The organism is Robertmurraya korlensis (genome assembly GCF_023715225.1).
Taxonomy (GTDB): Bacteria; Bacillota; Bacilli; order Bacillales; family Cytobacillaceae; genus Robertmurraya_A.
Genome location: NZ_JAMBNS010000001.1, coordinates 777880 through 796654, shown reverse-complemented (window position 1 = coordinate 796654; position 18775 = coordinate 777880). Strand labels below are relative to the sequence as shown.

At 36.3% G+C, this 18775-nt stretch carries 23 protein-coding genes; 8 read left to right on the top strand and 15 right to left on the bottom strand.

Annotation, left to right across the window (positions count from 1 at the left end; translation table 11 throughout):
• Positions 1 to 76: 76 nt before the first annotated feature.
• From M3175_RS04330 to M3175_RS04310, 5 genes are all read right to left on the bottom strand, one after another.
• On the bottom strand, positions 77 to 649 hold the full coding sequence (locus M3175_RS04330) for a TlpA disulfide reductase family protein (protein ID WP_251515130.1): 573 nt from the start codon (positions 647 to 649) through the stop codon (positions 77 to 79).
• 85 nt (positions 650 to 734) lie between these two features.
• Positions 735 to 1517, bottom strand: a complete 783-nt coding sequence (locus M3175_RS04325) for a hypothetical protein (protein WP_251515127.1) — start codon at positions 1515 to 1517, stop codon at positions 735 to 737.
• Positions 1518 to 1589: 72 nt separating this feature from the next.
• A complete protein-coding gene (locus M3175_RS04320) occupies positions 1590 to 1784 on the bottom strand; it encodes a hypothetical protein (RefSeq protein WP_251515124.1) in 195 nt (64 codons plus the stop codon).
• 78 nt (positions 1785 to 1862) lie between these two features.
• Positions 1863 to 2711 (bottom strand): patatin-like phospholipase family protein, encoded by an 849-nt coding sequence (locus M3175_RS04315; protein ID WP_371321653.1) that lies wholly within the window; start codon positions 2709 to 2711, stop codon positions 1863 to 1865.
• Positions 2712 to 2816: 105 nt separating this feature from the next.
• Entirely contained in the window at positions 2817 to 3140 is a 324-nt protein-coding gene (locus tag M3175_RS04310; protein WP_251515122.1) for a DUF4870 domain-containing protein, read from the bottom strand.
• A gap of 160 nt (positions 3141 to 3300) precedes the next feature.
• On the opposite strand from M3175_RS04310, the gene M3175_RS04305 reads away from it, so the two are divergent.
• The 3 genes from M3175_RS04305 to M3175_RS04295 all read left to right on the top strand — a co-directional run bounded on the left by M3175_RS04305 (position 3301) and on the right by M3175_RS04295 (position 6176).
• Positions 3301 to 4080 carry an undecaprenyl-diphosphate phosphatase gene (locus M3175_RS04305; protein WP_251515323.1) on the top strand — a complete coding sequence of 260 codons (780 nt, stop codon included), beginning with the start codon at positions 3301 to 3303 and terminating at the stop codon, positions 4078 to 4080.
• Positions 4081 to 4169: 89 nt separating this feature from the next.
• Positions 4170 to 5297, top strand: a complete 1128-nt coding sequence (locus tag M3175_RS04300; protein WP_251515120.1) for an amidohydrolase — start codon at positions 4170 to 4172, stop codon at positions 5295 to 5297.
• A gap of 300 nt (positions 5298 to 5597) precedes the next feature.
• The gene (locus M3175_RS04295) at positions 5598 to 6176 is read left to right on the top strand and encodes a GNAT family N-acetyltransferase (RefSeq protein WP_251515117.1); all 579 of its coding nucleotides are present in this window, start codon (positions 5598 to 5600) and stop codon (positions 6174 to 6176) included.
• A gap of 46 nt (positions 6177 to 6222) precedes the next feature.
• Here M3175_RS04295 and M3175_RS04290 read toward each other — a convergent pair whose 3' ends face one another.
• Positions 6223 to 6372: a hypothetical protein gene (locus tag M3175_RS04290; protein WP_251515115.1), complete on the bottom strand. Its 150-nt coding sequence runs from the start codon at positions 6370 to 6372 to the stop codon at positions 6223 to 6225.
• A 201-nt stretch (positions 6373 to 6573) separates the two neighbouring features.
• Between M3175_RS04290 and M3175_RS04285 the strand changes: the two genes are divergently transcribed.
• Positions 6574 to 7938, top strand: a complete 1365-nt coding sequence (locus M3175_RS04285; protein WP_251515322.1) for an MATE family efflux transporter — start codon at positions 6574 to 6576, stop codon at positions 7936 to 7938.
• Here the strand turns inward: M3175_RS04285 and M3175_RS04280 are convergent.
• From M3175_RS04280 to M3175_RS04270, 3 genes are all read right to left on the bottom strand, one after another.
• Positions 7935 to 9443, bottom strand: coding sequence for an HD domain-containing phosphohydrolase (locus M3175_RS04280; protein ID WP_251515112.1), 1509 nt, complete (start codon positions 9441 to 9443; stop codon positions 7935 to 7937). The genes M3175_RS04285 and M3175_RS04280 overlap by 4 nt on opposite strands.
• Positions 9444 to 9544: 101 nt before the next feature.
• Complete coding sequence (locus tag M3175_RS04275; protein WP_251515109.1) at positions 9545 to 10861, bottom strand: TrkH family potassium uptake protein; 1317 nt, start codon at positions 10859 to 10861, stop codon at positions 9545 to 9547.
• A 111-nt stretch (positions 10862 to 10972) separates the two neighbouring features.
• On the bottom strand, positions 10973 to 11746 hold the full coding sequence (locus tag M3175_RS04270; RefSeq protein ID WP_251515106.1) for an SDR family oxidoreductase: 774 nt from the start codon (positions 11744 to 11746) through the stop codon (positions 10973 to 10975).
• 159 nt (positions 11747 to 11905) lie between these two features.
• Here M3175_RS04270 and M3175_RS04265 point away from each other — a divergent pair, with 159 nt between their 5' ends.
• Both M3175_RS04265 and M3175_RS04260 read left to right on the top strand, forming a co-directional pair.
• Complete coding sequence (locus M3175_RS04265) at positions 11906 to 12382, top strand: Hsp20/alpha crystallin family protein (protein WP_251515104.1); 477 nt, start codon at positions 11906 to 11908, stop codon at positions 12380 to 12382.
• Between the two features lie 14 nt (positions 12383 to 12396).
• Positions 12397 to 12804, top strand: a complete 408-nt coding sequence (locus M3175_RS04260; protein WP_251515101.1) for an Hsp20/alpha crystallin family protein — start codon at positions 12397 to 12399, stop codon at positions 12802 to 12804.
• Here M3175_RS04260 and M3175_RS04255 read toward each other — a convergent pair.
• Genes M3175_RS04255 through M3175_RS04240 form a run of 4 tightly spaced genes read right to left on the bottom strand, consistent with a single transcriptional unit; the run spans position 12801 to position 16331 of the window.
• Positions 12801 to 13250, bottom strand: coding sequence for a FixH family protein (locus tag M3175_RS04255; protein WP_251515099.1), 450 nt, complete (start codon positions 13248 to 13250; stop codon positions 12801 to 12803). The genes M3175_RS04260 and M3175_RS04255 overlap by 4 nt on opposite strands.
• Before the next feature lie 36 nt (positions 13251 to 13286).
• A complete protein-coding gene (locus tag M3175_RS04250; RefSeq protein WP_251515096.1) occupies positions 13287 to 14681 on the bottom strand; it encodes a sensor histidine kinase in 1395 nt (464 codons plus the stop codon).
• Complete coding sequence (locus M3175_RS04245; RefSeq protein WP_251515093.1) at positions 14665 to 15360, bottom strand: response regulator transcription factor; 696 nt, start codon at positions 15358 to 15360, stop codon at positions 14665 to 14667. The genes M3175_RS04250 and M3175_RS04245 overlap by 17 nt, the downstream gene beginning before the upstream one ends.
• Positions 15360 to 16331: a YncE family protein gene (locus tag M3175_RS04240; protein ID WP_251515090.1), complete on the bottom strand. Its 972-nt coding sequence runs from the start codon at positions 16329 to 16331 to the stop codon at positions 15360 to 15362. The genes M3175_RS04245 and M3175_RS04240 overlap by 1 nt, the downstream gene beginning before the upstream one ends.
• A gap of 158 nt (positions 16332 to 16489) precedes the next feature.
• Between M3175_RS04240 and trhA the strand changes: the two genes are divergently transcribed.
• Entirely contained in the window at positions 16490 to 17128 is a 639-nt protein-coding gene (gene trhA, locus M3175_RS04235) for a PAQR family membrane homeostasis protein TrhA (RefSeq protein ID WP_251515087.1), read from the top strand.
• Between the two features lie 9 nt (positions 17129 to 17137).
• On the opposite strand, the gene yoyC is transcribed toward trhA, so the two are convergent.
• Complete coding sequence (gene yoyC / locus M3175_RS04230; RefSeq protein WP_251515084.1) at positions 17138 to 17407, bottom strand: protein YoyC; 270 nt, start codon at positions 17405 to 17407, stop codon at positions 17138 to 17140.
• Positions 17408 to 17506: 99 nt separating this feature from the next.
• Between yoyC and M3175_RS04225 the strand changes: the two genes are divergently transcribed.
• Positions 17507 to 17755 carry a DNA alkylation repair protein gene (locus tag M3175_RS04225; RefSeq protein WP_119708815.1) on the top strand — a complete coding sequence of 83 codons (249 nt, stop codon included), beginning with the start codon at positions 17507 to 17509 and terminating at the stop codon, positions 17753 to 17755.
• Between the two features lie 43 nt (positions 17756 to 17798).
• Here the strand turns inward: M3175_RS04225 and M3175_RS04220 are convergent, their stop codons facing one another.
• Positions 17799 to 18716 (bottom strand): CobW family GTP-binding protein, encoded by a 918-nt coding sequence (locus M3175_RS04220; RefSeq protein WP_251515081.1) that lies wholly within the window; start codon positions 18714 to 18716, stop codon positions 17799 to 17801.
• Positions 18717 to 18775 lie beyond the last annotated feature (59 nt).

Below are 18775 nucleotides of genomic sequence, written 5' to 3'. Positions count from 1 at the left end.
CCGCTTTCACTCAGTAAATATGAGTCAGCCACAAACAGATATTTTATCACATTTTGCCCTTACTGCCAATTCCTAGTTATGGTAGTCGCATCAATTCTTTATCCATTTTTTCTTTATCAAGAGCACCGGTCACTTTATTTCTTATGACTCCTGAAGAATCAATAAAATAACTTGTTGGATAGGCCAAGATTTCATATTCAGCAGAGACTTCTCCTTTTTCATCTAATAAAATGGGAAAGGTCAACTTTTGTTCCTCCACGAAGGTAGTTACGTCCTCAAGGCTATCTTCCGTGTTTGTCATGTTCAACGCAAGAATAACAAATCCATCTTCCTTGTGTTCTTTATACAACTCTTCCATATGTGGCATTTCAGCCTTACAAGGTGGACACCAACTTGCCCAAAAGTTCAACAGAACCTTTTTTCCTCGATAATCTGCCAGGCTCACTTGGTTCCCGCTTAAATCCTTCACTCGAAAGTTAGGTGCTTGATTCTCCACTTTTATTCCTACTGGAAGGGTGTCAGCATCTTTAATTACTTCGTATTTATTTTCTTCTACTTTGTTAATTAAACCCTTCTCTTTTAATACAAACTTGTCAACGACAAACAGTACTAAGACAATCAACGTAATGATGATCATAAATTTTCTCATTGCAAATCCCCCACAATAAAAACCAACCCCAGGTTGAAGTTGGTTTCATCATACTATAACTACTTGAATTATTCTATCTCACTGCTCAATGATTTCTATAGCGATAAATCTTGGTCAAAATAGAAAGGAGTATCACTTTATCGAGGTCGGTTACTTCTTCACTAAATGTAAGAATGGGTGTATTTTCATCTTTAATATGCTTGTCATATATACGCGGTAGAAAACCTCGTCTCACTCTTGCCAATATTTCTCCTTGAGAATTGTATAGTTTGATGTCCATAAAAAAGGAAGAGGATTGAACGATTACTTCCTTATTAGCAATATTTGTTTCTACAACATACCTTTTAATAGACTTCCTTTGAATACTCGCGATACATTTATCATCCATATTATTCATTATTAATATATTCTTACCTTTAAGTATAAATGTGTATAACTCTCCTCCATGAGACTTTGAAAAGGTATACGTTTTCGGGAAAAATTGATCTATAAAATAAGGGAGAAGCCATCTAAATTTGTATTGATAAAGATCCTTTATTTCCGCACTAAGTTGACCGTTTTTGTTAAATAGAAGCATCCTTAAAGAGGGGGCAGGAAGAAACTGAATAGCCATGGAAGAACCTACAATTGACTCTCCTGTTGTCTCAATAACCGGCTCATCCGAATCTCCCATTCTATGTTTATTGACTAAAAATATTTGATAAGATATGAAACTATACACAATAAAAGGCAGAGTTAATAGGAGCACACTTTGATGTTGTTTTAGAGTAACTCCGATACAAACTAATAAAAATGGTGGTATTAGTGCAACAATGCTCGCATGTAAACTCGTTATTGCTGCGTAGTGATAATAGTTATGGATTTTCATAAAACAGTCTCCTTAGAAAAAATTTCCCTAATTCATTCTATGAAACTGTTTCTCTATTCATGATACTTCTTATTAACCTTGCACCCTTACTTTTGTGCGTTGAATTACATTCTTCACTTTTTTCAAACATATCCCAATATAAAATGATAGTTTCTTTTCTACCTTTCCAGCCCCATACACATAACGCTGATAAAAGAATTGAATAACCTCTTCAAGAAACAAGAGAGTAATAAAAGGTGTAAGTGCAAGTAAGACCCATACCGTCATTTTAATCTCCTCCCTGCTAATGTTTTACAGTGTATTCAAAACAAAACCAATCTATGAAACTCATTTTTTTGTAATTGCTTAAAGCTTCATAATAGCATGGATACTAGCAAGGCCATCCTCGTATCCTTGTTGATATAATTCTTCTAGTCTCGTCGCATTTCTCTCTAATCGGCCAACCTTTATTGGGCTTGATGGTCGGATAACCATTATATTTCCTTTCTTTTCTTCCCGAATAATTTCATTTATTGTGTCATTATACATTTGATACCGGCGTGTTAATGCTCGTTGAAGACCGGGATAGTGAGGATACCTCTTTTTTACAAGAAAACCAAATCGGGATGGTTTTTTTGTGTACCCATCGTTTCTAGTTAATACAACAACATTCTTCTCATAACCATCACTCTTAGCCTTTTTTAATGGAATTGAATCACTAATTCCTCCATCTAGTAAGTATTTACCTTTATAAAATATTTCTTGTGATACAAATGGAAGAGAGCTCGACGCCTTCAATACGGTCAGCATTTCTTGACCATAATCACTTTTATTAAAATACACAGGTTCACCCGATGCACAGTCGGTTGTTCCAATCACAAATTCTGTATTATTTTGATAAAAGGATTCGAAGTCAAATGGTATTAGCCTTGATGGAATTTCATTGAAGATGAAATCCATGCCAAATAACTCCCGTTTTTTTATATAATTTTGCAAAGAGAGATAACGGGAATCGGATATATACTCTAAATTCACCCTTTTATTTCTCCCTTTTTGCTGTGATAAATACGAGGCAGCATTACAAGCACCTGCAGACACTCCTATAACATAAGGAAAGGATAATCCATTTTCTAAAAAACTTTCTAACACACCTGCCGTATATACTCCGCGCATTCCGCCGCCTTCTAATACAAGACCTGTTCCATCTACAAACACATCATTACTTCCTTTCTACATACCCTTCATTTACATATTATAACAAATTTTATTTTTCTTACATACAAAAAAGCCCAGATTCCTCTAGGCTTTATATGTGGAACATTATCGGAGGAGGCGGAAAATAAACGGTATTCGATAAGATGTTCCCTCGTACGCTTTAATTGCCCCAATAATCGTAAAGATAAATCCAGCCAGTCCAACTACCCAAATGGTTAAAAATCCAATTAAGATCATCATTAAAATAACACTAACAAACGTGTAGACGGTGTAAGAGATAAAAAAGTTCATGTACTCTTTTCCATGGTAATCAATGTATGGGGAAGAATCTTTTTTAATAAGCCAGATCAGTAATGGCCCGATAAACACCGTAAAAAAGCTAATCACATAAATGGCAGCAGCCAAGGTTCTTTCTTCATTTGTTGGCATTCTATTCACTCCTTTTTATCCTATAGTATTATTTACGGTTGAAATTATGAAAGGTTTCAGGAGATTTATGTACAAATATTCCGGCTTGGATAGTTCTTGTTCAGGACATGCTGCCATAGATATATAGTAGTCAACTTATAAAGAGGTGAAGCAGCTAATGATGTCTAAAATAGAAGCATTGGTACTCGGTATTATACAGGGATTAACTGAATTTATTCCCATCTCTAGTACTGGTCACTTGTATTTAGGAAGGCATTTATTTGGACTTGATGAGGCGGGTATTTTCTTAGATACGATGCTACATATCGGAACGCTATTAGCGGTTTTAGTCATTTATAAAAATGAACTCATTACGATCATAAAGAATCCTTTTGGAAAGCTTTCTAAACTTGTTATCATTGGTACGATCCCAGCGGTTATAGTTGGGCTCTTATTAAGTGATTTATTTGATTCTATCTCTAAGACAGGTATCACCATTGGCTGGGAATTTATTATTACTGGAATTATTTTATGGATTGCTGAGGGTGTACGTCGAGGTGAAAAATCGCTACATTCAATCACATACGGAGATGCTTTATTCATCGGAACCTTCCAAGCTGCAGCTATCTTTCCTGCCGTATCCCGTTCAGGGTTAACTATTGCCGCGGGTCTATTCAGAAAACTTGATCGCGAAACAGCTGCCTACTTCTCATTTCTACTTTCTATTCCTGCTATTGCTGGTGGAGTGGTTTTACAATTCGGAGAATTAGCATCGGGACAGGTTGAAAATATCAGCTTTAGCAGTCTCCTTATTGCGACCATTGCTTCTGCTTTATTTGGATATATTGCCGTTGTATGGATGATAAATTTCTTAAAGAAGCACTCCTTACGTTTTTTTGCTGTGTATGTTTGGATATTAGGACTATTAATCATCATACTACAGTTGATGAGAATTTTTTAATACACTCACCTTCTGGTGGGTTTTTTCCATTCTTTTTAGTTTGAGAGATTGACTCGTAAAAGATTATAAATGAAAGTTAGGTTGAAAAGATGAATAAAATACTATTAAAAAACGCTCATATTTATCCCATTACTTCAAAACCCATTTATTGTGGGGATATTTTAATTGAAGATGGTAAAATAAGTAAAATACATCCTAAAATTGCTTCAGATAGTGCAACAAAGATCATTGATTGTAATGGTTATTTTTTATTACCGGGTTTTATTGATACTCATACCCACTTAGGTCTTTACGATGAAGGAACAGGCTGGGCAGGAAACGATGCAAACGAAACAATCGATCCGATGAGTCCCCATGTTCGTGCCATAGATGGTGTGTACCCACTTGACCCTGCCTTTTCTGATGCAATCAAGCATGGAATCACCACGGCTCATGTTATGCCAGGCAGCGCAAACATTATAGGCGGGACGACCTCTGTCATTAAGACATTTGGAAAAAACATTAAAAAGATGATTGCACAAGAAACAGCCGGACTAAAAATTGCATTAGGTGAAAATCCAAAGAGAATCCATAGTCAAGGGAATAATGATTCGATCACCAGAATGGGAATCATGGGAATGCTTCGTGAAAAGTTTAGAGAAGCTCAATATTGTGACAATCCAGATATGTTACGGATTGCCCCGATTGTTATGGCATTAAAGCGGGAAATACCAGTTCGTATACATGCTCATCGGGCAGATGATATCATTTCGGCGGTTCGATTTGCTGAAGAATTTAACCTTGATTTACGAATTGAACATTGTACAGAAGGCCATCTTGTTGCAGAAGAATTGCAAGGGATTGGTCTTAAGGTTAGTGTTGGCCCAACCCTAACAAGGCGTTCAAAAGTAGAACTAAAAAACAAAAGCTGGAAAACGTATCAAGAATTAACGGACCACGGAGTGGAAGTCTCCATTACTACGGATCATCCATATACCCCTATCCAGTACTTAAATATCTGTGCAGCGATTGCTACTCGAGAAGGATTACCAGAGCAAAAGGCATTAGAAGGAATTACTATATTACCAGCACGAAATTTACGCCTCGATGATAAAATCGGAAGCATAGAAATTGGTAAAGAAGCAGACCTTGTTCTTTGGAGTCATCATCCATTCCATTTTTTATCAAAACCAAAATGGACAATGATAAAAGGCGTTATTGTATATAGTCAAGCATGATTTTTGTAGGATTTTGTCTGTCAAAAATTGACGATAAAAATAGATCAATTTCTATGCATTTTCCTATTCCAATCGGGAATAAATTTTAGTATGATACTTTAGTGAGTAATATGTAATTTATTTTATTAGAATAAAATATAGGCAAGACTAGGGAAGGCAAATGGTGCGCCACCAGGTATCTGGTTCTAGTGGGTTCGATTCCCACCCCGAAATTTTTTAGCACTACAAAAAATTTCGAGGGTAGGATCGGAGTCTCTATTTGTCATGGAGTCGGACTGTCCTCATATTGGAGGGATACACATGATCAAGAAGCGCGAGCTTCACGACTGCCATGCACTTTACGATTTAATGACGCATCCAGAAGTCTTTCCTTTTGTGCGTCAAAAAGCACGTTGTTATGACGAATATCTATTTATTACAAAACAAACAATTGAAGCAGAAGAACGTGGAGAAATAATCTCTCGTACGATCCTTGATGAATGGGGATCTCCAATAGGAACAATTAATTTGTTTGATATCGAGGACAATGCAGGCTTTCTTGGCACCTGGCTAGGAAAACCATTTCATGGAAAAGGATACAATAAGATAGCTAAAGAAGCTTTTTTTGAAGAGCTATTTTATGAGTTAGGGATAGAGACCATTTATATGCGAATAAGAAAGGTTAACGTACGCTCGCAAAAAGCAGCAGAGAAATTACCTTATGTGATTTGCGCTAATGAAACGAGAAAAGCTTTACTTGACCAATTAAACAAAGATGAAGATCTTTATAACTTATACGAAATACCAAAAGATTTATACACATTGCATGTTAAGCGTGAAAGTCATCATCAATCGCAACAACCATTACATCAAGATTCAACACACCTATTAGAAGCATAAACGTAAATTCATCAAAGAAACGCTCTTTAATATAGGAGCGTTTCTTTTATTGTGGTTGTTGAGGGATTTCCTCCTGATACAAAAAGTCGGTCGTAAGCAGCTCATCAAGTTCTTCATTTGTGAGTGTTTCAAAACGTCCATCCATGTATATTACCTGAGTTTGATTGGGATTAATACGGTTTAAGTTGAAATTCATGCAGGTCGCTTCCTTTCAAAAGATGTTGTCTTCATTTTTCACAATAGAATTAGATTTCATTCACCCTTATCAAACTGTTCATAAAATTAAAAAATATTATGACATGTTAGTGACAGGTTTGTGTCAAAAATTTGTTCGGCAACAGAAGTAAATGTGTTATAATTTCAATCGTTACTTGAAAAGAAACTGAGGAAAAACATGATGAATCAAACACAAACAAAGAAAGAAAAAATCAACCAACTTTTGTACATTCTTTTACCCATTCTCGTTACTCAACTTGCTTTATTTTCAATGAATTTTTTTGATACCACCATGTCAGGTCATTACAGTCCGATTGATCTAGCAGGTGTTGCCATTGGTACGAGTATTTGGACTCCTGTATTTACAGGTTTAAGTGGGATTTTGCTTGCAATAACTCCAGTTGTATCCCAACTAATTGGAGCAAAGAAACGCAAGGAAATACCTTTTCAGGTCATTCAAGGCGTTTATCTATCAATCACCCTAGCAATAGTTGTTCTTATCATTGGTGCGTTTACATTAGACTATATTCTTCAATCTATGAGTCTTGAACCAGCTGTTGAACTTATTGCTCATGACTACTTAGTAGCTCTTAGTTTTGGGATTATCCCCCTATTTGTCTATCAAGTACTGCGTTCATTTATCGATGCACTTGGAAAAACTAGAGTTACCATGTTTATTGCTCTTTCCTCCCTTCCTATTAATATTATTTTTAACTATATACTTATATATGGAAAATTAGGGTTTCCTGAGCTCGGGGGAGTTGGTGCTGGCTATGCGACGGCCATAACATATTGGATGGTAACAGGGATTGCGATATGGATTATTACTACTAAAGAGTCTTTCTCAACCTTCCATGTGTTCAGTAAGATTTATCCATTAGCACTAAAAGCTTGGAAAGAAATACTTATGATTGGCATTCCGATTGGCTTAGCGATATTTTTTGAGACCAGTATTTTTGCAGCTGTTACTCTTTTGATGAGTACCTTTAATACCGTTACGATTGCTTCTCATCAAGCGGCTCTTAACTTCGCGTCTTTTCTTTACATGATTCCTCTCAGCATATCCATGGCTCTAACAATCGTTGTTGGCTTTGAAGTGGGGGCAAAACGGTACCGTGATGCTCAAATCTATAGCTGGATTGGATTAATAATGGCTGTTAGTATGGCTCTTGTATGCGGAATTATTTTAGCTCTATTACGAACAGAAATTGCCTCTATTTATACAAGCGATCATGAAGTATTACAATTAACGGCACATTTCTTATTGTATGCATTATTTTTCCAGCTTTCTGATGCCATTCAAGCACCTGTTCAAGGTGCTCTACGCGGCTACAAGGATGTTAATATCACATTTATTATGTCACTTGTTTCTTATTGGATAGTGGGCCTTCCATTCGGCTACTATTTAGGCAATTATACTGATTGGGGTGCTTTTGGTTACTGGATTGGCCTCATTTCAGGATTAGCCGTTGGCGCTATATGTTTATCAAGTCGTCTGATCTATGTACAAAGAAAAATATATAGAAAGAAGGCCAGTTCTAACTAACGAGCTGGCCTTCTTTCTTCTTTTATACGATTCCTATTAGAAATAAATATATCCACCACTTCACTATCCCACTGGGTACCTCTCCCTGAAAGAAGGATATTTAATGCTTTTTCTTCTATCATTCCTTTTCGATATGGACGATCAGATGTCATCGCATCAAAACTATCCGCAACTGCAATAATTCGGCCATAAAGAGGAATTTCTTGTCCTTTTAACCCGTCTGGATACCCTTTTCCATCCATTCGTTCATGGTGATGTCTAATACCTGGTAGCATCCCAGCAACTTTACTTGCGGGTTGTACTTGCTTTAATATGTGCTCTCCAATCACTGGATGAGCTTTAATATGAGCGAACTCTTCTTCCGTTAATTTCCCTTCTTTAAGTAATACATGGTCAGGAACACCAATTTTTCCTATGTCATGTAATAATGCTGTTTGATACAGCATTTCTAAATTATCCTTATCTAAGCCAAGGGCTTGACCAATCTCAAGGGAGAATTTTGCTACACGGGAAGAGTGACCTGACGTGTATGGATCTCTCGCATCAAGAGTGGTTGAAAGAGATGTCATAAAACTTTCTAATAGTTGTTTATTAGTTGATTCACGTTCATTAATAGCATTTACCATATGATTAAATCCAATAAATACCTTTGAAAATTCATCTGTATACACATTTGTTTTTATAAAGCTATAGTTTTCATTTTTAACACTTTCCATTAATTCCTGTAGTTGACGAAGTGGACTTTCAATATCTCTTGTCATAAACCTTGACACTAATACGGAATAGATAACGGTAAAAACAATAATTAGTCCGGCCCATTGCCAATAGACTTGCATTTCTAGTCCCGTTAGTTGCGACCATTTGATTTGTGCTGCTAAAAGGAAAAGGAGGACAGGGAGAACCCCAATAATTAATACGGTGTACTGAAATTTCTTCTGAATAGCTACAACCATATCATTTTCCAAAAATAAAGAGTTTTCACCTAATTGGAGCATCTCTTTCATCGCTATCGACATGGGTTGTATCGCTCGAAGAGTGAGATAAAATTCCGTTAATGCATGAAGAATCGCTACAAATATGGCTGCGATAGTTGAATAAAGGATATAGATCATGGGGAGGTGAAGTTTCCCCATCAAAATAAAAATAGCTGCTAACGATGTTGCGGGGATGGATAGTCCTAAGAAATGGGGCAGCATAATTCGTTTCACCGTAAGGATAGGAAACTGATATAGCTGTCTAAGACCTTTTCTTACTTCTTCGTCTTTTACATAAGTGGAAGTAAATACAACTTTAATAGGCTTTATATGATAATAAAACGTAATAGCTTCACATATGAACATACAAATAACCGAGAGAATCATGATTAATAATAAATAAAACTGGTCATTTACAGTGATATCAATAGTTGAAAACATAAGCGTTCCCCCGACTCCAAAGACGGCTAAAAAGGAACCAATGATATAATTGGTGATTAGTTGTTTAATAAATTGTTTGTACGTTGTCATTTCCTTCACCTAGTACTTTCACTATTTTTTCACTACCTCATACTATTTTACTATAAATAATGATAAGAAAAAAGAAGGATCCGAGGATCCTTCTTTTTTCCTCACCCAGTTAATATTTCTTCGTCTGGATATTTATAATTCGATTTTTGTGGTCTTGCAAGCATAAACATTAATGTTAACGGTCCGATTTTTCCAATAAACATGACAATGATGATGATCAATTTTCCGAGAACAGTCAAGCTAGCTGTTATACCCATAGACAACCCGACTGTTCCAAATGCAGATACTACTTCAAACAACAATGGTAAAAAAGGGATAGGTTCTATTATGTTAATAAGCAATACAGCTAGTACCACTACAAGCACACTGGTCATTGCAATTGCTGTCACACGTGCAATATATCCAGAAGGAATATTCCTCCGATAAATTTGGATATCATCTCGTCCCTTTAAATAGAAAAACGTGGAAAACAAAATAACCATAAAGGTAGTTAACTTAATCCCACCACCTGTGGAAGCACTACCAGCACCAATAAACATTAAAATGGTAATAAAAAAGATCGTTGGATCATTCATTGAACCAATATCAATGGTATTAAATCCTGCTGTTCTTGGTGATACCGCTTGAAAGTAAGATGCCCAAAACTTTTCAACCGTTGTTAAACCGCCAAGAGTATGAGGGTTTCTATACTCTAACGCAAAAATGAGCAAAATGGACACGATATTAATGACTAACGTCCCTACGATCATCAACTTACTGTGTAAGCTAAGTTTTGAAAAAGAGTTCTTTTCCTTTAGATCAACTAAAACGGTGAATCCTATTCCACCAATAATGAAAAGAGCACTAATAATAATATTGATGATAGGATCTCCCACAAACTGAATAAGATTATCCGGCCACAGGGCAAAACCAGCATTGTTAAATGCTGATATAGAATGAAAAAAGCTTGAAAACAGTCCTTTTTTCCAACCAAATTCAGGAACAAGACGAAGCGCTAAAATAATCATGGCAATAAATTCAATGGTGATAGAAAAAAAGAACAAATTCTTGACTAGCTTTATTACCCCACCAATATTTACTTGGTTCAGAGCATGTTGCATGATTAGTCGATGTTTAAAACCAATCTTCTTTCCTAGAACAATAAAAATAAACACAGAAAAAGTCATAATCCCTAATCCACCAAGCTGTATGAGCAATGCGATAATAAATTGTCCTACATATGTGAAGTGTGTCCCTGTATCAACTACACCTAATCCTGTTACTGTCATGGCTGAAACGGTGGTAAATAACGCATCAATAAAGGTAATTGGTTGATTTGTTGAAAACGGTAATAGCAGAAGAAACGTTCCTAACAAGATAAAAAAGATAAAAACAAAAATCAATAATTGAGCAGGCGTTAATTTTATGGTTTTGTTCATAAATACCCTTCTTTTATTAAAATATAAAACGCAAAATATCATTGGAATAGTATTCCAATGATATCGTAAATAATAAAATATACTATACCTCTTCGACCATTCTGTAAAGAGTCATTTATTATGAACCTTCCCGAGAACGTCCACCCCTCCTGTTACAGGGATAATACTACCGGTTATAAAGCTAGACTGGTCATCAACAAGAAAAGCAACAACCCTAGAGATATCTTCTCCCGTCCCAGGCCTACCAACTGGTATACTTGTTGAGACTTGCGAGGTTGCCTCAAGTATATTCGTCTCTTTCCAAAGACCAGTAATGTCTCCCGGACACACCATATTTGCTGTAATACCGTTTTCAGCTTCCTCAAGAGAAAGGGTTCTTGTTAAACTTGCTAGCCCCGTTTTTGCAGCAGCGAAAGCTGAACGATAAACCCAGCCTGGTGCTGTTTCCACCCGGTCAAATCCAATGGTGATGACCCTTCCCCACTTTTGCTCCCTCATCTTAGGAAGTAAATCTTTTGTTAAATAGAACACCGCGTTTAAATTACCATTGATTAAATAATTCCATTCATCAACAGAGTAATCTGTTAGTCTTTTTCTCTCATGAATATAAGGCCCCGCGTTATGTATAAGTATATCTATCGTTATATTTTTTTGTTTGATATATTCACAAATTTTTATACAATCCTGCTGACTAGAAACATCACCCTGAATGAGTTCAATGCTGATTCCATATTCGGCGATTAATCCTTCTGCAAGGTTAATCGCTTCATATTCACTGCTTCGATAGTTAACAACGAGATTTATTCCTCTTTGAGCAAGCTCCTCGGCAATTTTCTTCCCAATACCCGTCGCTCCCCCTGTAATCAAAGCTGTTTTTGATTTCAAATCAATAACCTCACAATAACTAAATTTTGTTTTCTCTAATAAATATACTAAAAAGAAGTCTGCTTGAATGCAAATATAAAGTGTCTAAATCTTATTTAACCATACCTATGTTATTGCATAAGATGTAGTGGAGACTTTTTATAATTAGGGGTGGTACAAATGTTTCCATGGAATATGTTCCCTTTCGGTAAGGAAATGAAGGGCAGTTTTCAAGGAATGAAACCTCAGGATGTAGAGAAATACGTTCAGGAGACTATGAGTAAAGTGTTTAGCCAAGGAATGAATGGAGCCGGATTTTCTCCTGAGTTTGCTACAAATTCACACAGTAACCAGAATTCGAACCCTTTAAAAAGGGACACTCATTCTGCACATATTTTTGAAACACATGACTTCGTTTTTGCTATGATTCCCATTAAGGACGAAGACAGTCTTAAGAAAATTAAGGTCTGTCATACGTCGAATCAGCTGATCATTGAAAATCACCCAATTGAATCGGATCGTCAAGTATACACCTTACCAGCAACAGTGAAGAAAAAAGGTGGATTAGCAACATATAAAGATGGTGTACTTGAAGTAAAAATCCCAAAAAGTGCAGATTTTCAGTACTCAGAAATTGATGTAAAAGAAATTTATTAAAGGGTGACCATGAGATGTTTTTTAATTATGACAGTAACTTAGAATCATCCTGGAGAAAAGAAGCTGAGTCAGCCATGAAGTGGACGATGGAGCTGCAACAAAAAACTTTTCCTCGCTGTGATTTATATGAAGAGGATGAAGGCTTTATTCTAGAAGCAGAGATACCTGGTATTGAAATAGCTGATATACATGTAAAATTAGAGAACAATGTTTGTATCATAAGCGGCACATGCCAAACTATGAAAGCGGGCATACGTTATCATTTGAAGGAAAGACCACATCTTACATTCGAAAAAAGAATAACGCTTCCTTCTCACATTACCAAAGAAGGAATACGTTATTCTCTAACAGATGGGCTATTAACTATTACACTGCCCAAAGAAAACGAAGAGGTCGTTTTAGTTATACAAAGAGAGGATTAATGACCGCTATGGTCCTCTTCTTCATCCATCATTGAGGAAGATGTGTCCTCTTCTTTTTCACTTGCTGTACCCACAACAAACTCTTTTTTTGGCATATTGTGCATACTTCTTGCAGTAACATGGGCGTATACAAAATACGTTCCATCCCTATCAAACGTCTTTTCTAGAGAGTACACTCCGTTTTCATTATGCTCTACTTCTATTTTTTCATGATTGTCGTCGTTTGCACGCCATATTTCAAAGGCAACTTCATCTGCATCGGTTACCTCTTCTTCCCCATAGGTTACTTTCGCTTCAAATAAAACCTGCTGCCCTTTTTCAGCATGTTCCGGAGTAATCGTCAGCTGTACATCTAAAAACTGTGGGGTCTCATCCTCTTCTTGCGCACAAGACACTAAGCTCATAATTAGAAATGTGATCATCATAAAAATTAATCCTTTTTTCATTTACTTTTACTCCTTTCATATTACCTAACTCATTTTTTATATAACGGGAAGAATGATGGCAATACATGTTCCTTCTCCAAGGTCACTCTCTATTTCAAGTTCGCCACCATGTAGTGAAATCAATTTGTTGGATATAGCCAACCCAAGTCCCGTACCACCATCACTTCTAGTTCTTGCTTTATTCACACGGAAAAATCTTTGAGTGATTCTTTGAATATCTTCCTTAGGAATTCCAATTCCTGTATCCTTTATGGAAAGGATACACCCTTTTTCATGTTTTGTAAGTAGAACAGTAATACAACCTTGCTCCGTATAATTAATTGCATTATCTACGATATTCTGAATCACCTGTTCTATTCTGCCCTCATCAGCATTTACGATAATATCAGGATCTAGTTCGGAGTTTAAGAGTAAGCCCTTCTGTTGAAGTGTCGGAATGTATTTTTCCAGGCAATCCTCAACAAGCTGTGCTAATGGTATTGGACATAATTCTAATCGAAAATCTTCTGAGTCAAATCTCGATAAATCAAGTAAATCTCCAACAAGCCTTTCCATTCGATATGCTTCTCTATGTATGATTGCTAAGTATCTCTCTTGATCTTGGGACGTCTTAACAAGACCAGCTTTTAGTGCCTCACTGTACCCCTTCACATAACTAATCGGGGTTCGTAGCTCATGAGATACATCTTCTAGAAATTCTTTTTTTCTTTCATCTTCTTTTTGTATGGATACAGACATGAGGTTAAAGGCGGTTCCTAATTGGCCGATTTCATCTTTAGAAAAGACAGGCACTCTAACTGAATAGTCCCCAGCTGTTACTTTTTCAGCGGCCTTTTTCATAATTTCTAAGGGTTTTGTCATTTTTTTCACAAAAATTGTTCCTATGTATACTGACATAATAATAAAGAGTAATCCGACCACCAGACCAATGCTCGAAAAATCGTTTGTAAGCTCTGAGATTCTTGCTAAGGGAACATATAAATATATGATCCCCTCAAGCCGATTCGAATCTGTTAAAGGGACAATCACGGCCATAACGTCTCGGTCAAAACGTTCTTCATACCCCATTTTTTCTACAGATTGACCATCGAGTAACTGATCTCTTTCTTCCGGCCCAATAATTGTATCGTAATCGATTTCATATGGTAAGCAAGCGCTTAACTCTTTTGGATTACTAACAATAAAAACCTCTGATTCGTTCTTTGTATTGTACCATTCTACTTTTTCAATTAATTCACTTGATAAAGATCCACCTTCGTATTCATCAGAGAGCCTTGTTCCTTCTTCCAATAACCCTCTTCTTACATTTTCAACATATAATTTCTCGTAAAAATAATTTGATAATAAAAACGATAAACCAATGGTAATAATTATTGTTGTTGTAACAAAAAACCATAATTTCTTTGACAGGGTATTAGGAAGAAATTTCATGAGCAGGCACCTCAAACTTGTATCCGATTCCCCAGACTGTTTCTATGTAATCAGCCTTTCCAAGCTTCATACGTAATGTTTTTATATGTGTATCAACCGTACGAAGACTTCCGCTATAACCTAAGCCCCACACATGTTCAAGAAGTTGTTCTCTACTCAGTGCTTGACCGTGGTGCTCAATCAAGAAAAGAAGTACTTCATATTCCTTTAATGTCAAAACAATAGGTTCATGTTGAACCATTACCTTACGAGCATTCTTATCTATGAAAATAATACCGGACTTAATCATTTCATTTTCATTCTTAAATGTATGACTTCTTCTAAGAACCGCCTGTATTCTAGCAACCAGTTCTCCTGGACTAAACGGTTTCACAATATAGTCATCTGCTCCAAGCTTAAGTCCCTTCACTTTATCCCATTCTTCACCCTTTGCCGATAGAAAAATAATAGGGGTGTTTGATACATGACGAAGTTTTTCACAAACAACAAAACCATCTTCCCCTGGCATCATAATGTCCAGTAAGATAATGTCAAAGAGGTTGCCATTAACATATTTATATGTCTCATCGCCATTTGCGGCAAGTGTACAAATCATACCAGCATTCTCAAGATACATTTTCAGTAACTGCCTCATATCCTCCTCATCATCCACAATGAGAACTCGAATTTGCTTATCCATTAGTCAATCTCCCTAATGATTATTTGAAAGGGGCCTTTGCCAACCTTGACTGACTTTCCTATGCTTAAATCTTTTTCCGTGATGAAATGAATATCATTACTATCATAGCCCGCTACAAGTAGCTGATCTTTGTACTCTGTTATCTCAAAGGGATTTGCTCCCACAGTAATCTTGGCTTGTATAACTCCTTCATCTGATATTTTATACAGACTATTAGAACCATGACTTAGAGCAAATGTCCCGTCATTATTATGTAATAAATTAATGGGCATAATAGGTGCTGAAATTTTCCGTTTTAACTCACCTGTCTTACTATTATAAACATGGATATAACTTTCGAGCTCCGAGCCTAGCCCATGGCCACCAATCCATATTTCATTCTTATCTTCCTGAATAATCGCCCCAGTAGCCGCAGAATGAATCGAAAATTGACTCGTTATTTCTTTACTTTGAAGATCAACTGTTGTAAGCTTTTTGGAATTATAACTTACTACGTATAGTTGAGAGTTAGTAGGGATTAATGCTAGTGGATTACCCGTTTTAACTACTTCTTTGATTGGCTTCCCATCAAACCGAAAGAACCTTACAGACTGTCTTTCTTGATCAGACAAAGCAATTTCTTCCCTATCAGACAGCAAAACACCTTCGACAATTCCTCTACCTGTTTCCCAACTGTTAATAAGCTTTCCTGTTCGTAAAGAGTAAATATCAACTGTCTCGACCTGCTTTCCGTATAAAAGAAGAGAATCATTATCTGGTAATAAAACACCCCCAGTATAGGGCTTGTCCATTGTCCAAGTTTCGATTACTATTGCTTCTTCAAGATCAACAAAAGAAAGTGACATATCTTTTATGTTGACTGTAATAGCTAGCGACTTATTTTCCGGAATGACGGGTTGATCGTTAGAACAGCCCGAAATGATAAAAAGAAGCGCCCAAATAGTAATTAGCATTACTTTATTTACTTTCATTTTTATAATACTCCTCATTACAGTTCGAATACCGCTTATTATACGACTTGTGTGTGAAATAAGTGTGAAATACAAAAATATCTTAAAATGTTTTATTTGTTGGTCAAACTTTAGTAAAGTAAGAACATAATGTTGTATAACGAAATGGAGTGATGATCTTGGCTGAAACTCATGTTTTTACAAAAGGAGAAGAAATAGCAAATTCAATTACCCATGGAATTGGAGCCCTACTTAGCATCACTGCTCTCGTTCTTCTTATTGTCTTTTCATCTCTATACGGAAATGTGTGGCATATTGTTAGCTTTACTTTATATGGATCAACAATGGTTCTTTTATATATTTCTTCTACATTGGTTCATAGCTTTCCACAAGGACGGGTAAAGGATTTATTTGAAATCTTCGACCATTCATCCATCTACTTTTTTATTGCTGGAACCTACACTCCTTTTTTATTTATACTAGTCAAAGGTGCATTAGGCTGGACTTTGTTTGGAATCGTTTGGGGATTAGCGATTGGGGGAACTGTTTTTAAAACCTTTTATGTAAAGAAGTTCCTATTCATCTCTACCGCTCTATACGTAGTGATGGGGTGGTTAATAGTATTTGCCTATAAGCCGATCTCTACTAGCATGCAGCCAACTGGCTGGTATTTACTAGTTATCGGAGGATTGTTATATACCTTTGGATCCATTTTTTATGTATGGAGAGGGTTTAAATTCCACCATGCCATTTGGCACCTTTTTGTTATTGCTGGGACCATTCTTCATTTCTTTTCAGTACTTACCTTACTTCCGTAACAAAAGAAGCTAAAGCTTCCTTGTTACGGACAATATCTTCTCCATTTCTTCCACATGGATGGTAAGGAGTGCGATTTTTAATTCAGATTCTATGTCAGAATCAATCACCCTTTTTGTTGCAAAGTAATATTTTTCATGGGGCTGTTTTCGAACTCGAGGATGGGAAAACTCATCCTTAAGTTCACGTGATATTGCCTCTCTAAGCACGTCCTCACTATCTCCCTCATTAAGTAGACGATTATTCCAAAGAGATCGATATGCTTCTAACACTTTCTCCATTTATTTTCACAACCATTCTATTTGTTATTATTCGAATACATATTCGATATCAAAAAGGAAAGAATATACATCATAAAAGAAGAAAAAGGAGAATCACAAATGGCTGAGCCTTATCGTTGTCCAAATTGTAAAACGAATCGAAGTCGTTTTAATCTTATTAAGCAAGAACCACAATCAGTAAAGCTAGATCCTCAAACCGGTGACGTGATGGAGGAATACTCACAAGAGCAGCTTTCTCCATTTCATATGGCTTACAAGGGTCCATCTTATAAAGTTCAATGTGCAGCTTGCGGACTTATTGAAGATGAAAGAACATTTGTTAAATTTGGACAAAATCAAAACAATTAAAGCTTGGGCACTTGTTCAAGCTTTCCAATTCCCCTTGCTATAGTTACTTTTTTTCCAACTCCTGAAGCTTTCTAGAAATTTCATTCCAACGAATGTTTTCTCCAATAAATACCAGATTTAACGGCATATTCATTTCTTCTTTTATGTAGATCGGCATTCCATACGAAAACTGAAATAAGTAAGGAAAGGACGTAGATGAAAATTTCACATACCCCTTGATTCGATAAATCGTGTCGGGTAAAGCTTGTAAAAAGCTCTCAAACGCATCCAAATCAACGGCCTTTGAAAACGAATAAACAAATGTACTCAATTTCAAATCATTTTCAACATGACTCTTGTTCGAAAAAGGCTTCTTCTGATGTGCCAGAGACTGGATTTGCTTCATTGACACACTAGAGTAGGTAGTTAAAATAACATTTGCCTTTTCATTAAGAGATTGAATGCCAGTTGTAATTAGTACCTTTTCACCTTCACTTAGTTCATCTGTTTTATTTATAACAATTAAATCCGCATGTCTGATTTGCTCTTTAATCAACTGCTGAATTTGAGGAGAGTAGGTTCGGCGCTCTAACCAGAGTCTACCGTCGACAACGGTAAGAATCCCTTTCACATGAAGTTGGGTTGCAAATAATGGGGATAGCACAGCATCTAAGGTTTCGACTGGATGTGCAGCTCCTGTTGTTTCTATGTATATACAATCTGGTTGATGAGTAATTAATAGCTCCTGAAGTTGAGCTTCAAGTTTATCTTGGATCGTACAACAAATGCATCCACCTAGTAACTCTTTTAATGGTACGTCGTCAGTTACTACGTCAGAATCAATGGATACTTTTCCAAGTTCATTCATCAGTACGGCAACCTTCCTGCCTCTCTCCTTCTCCGCTTGCAATAGTTTCTTCAGTAAAGTGGTCTTGCCACTTCCTAAAAACCCCGATAGTATATAAACTTCCGTTTGTTTCATATCTTAATTTCCCCCATAACCATAATTACATTTTTCAGGAAAATAGGGAAGATGTATAA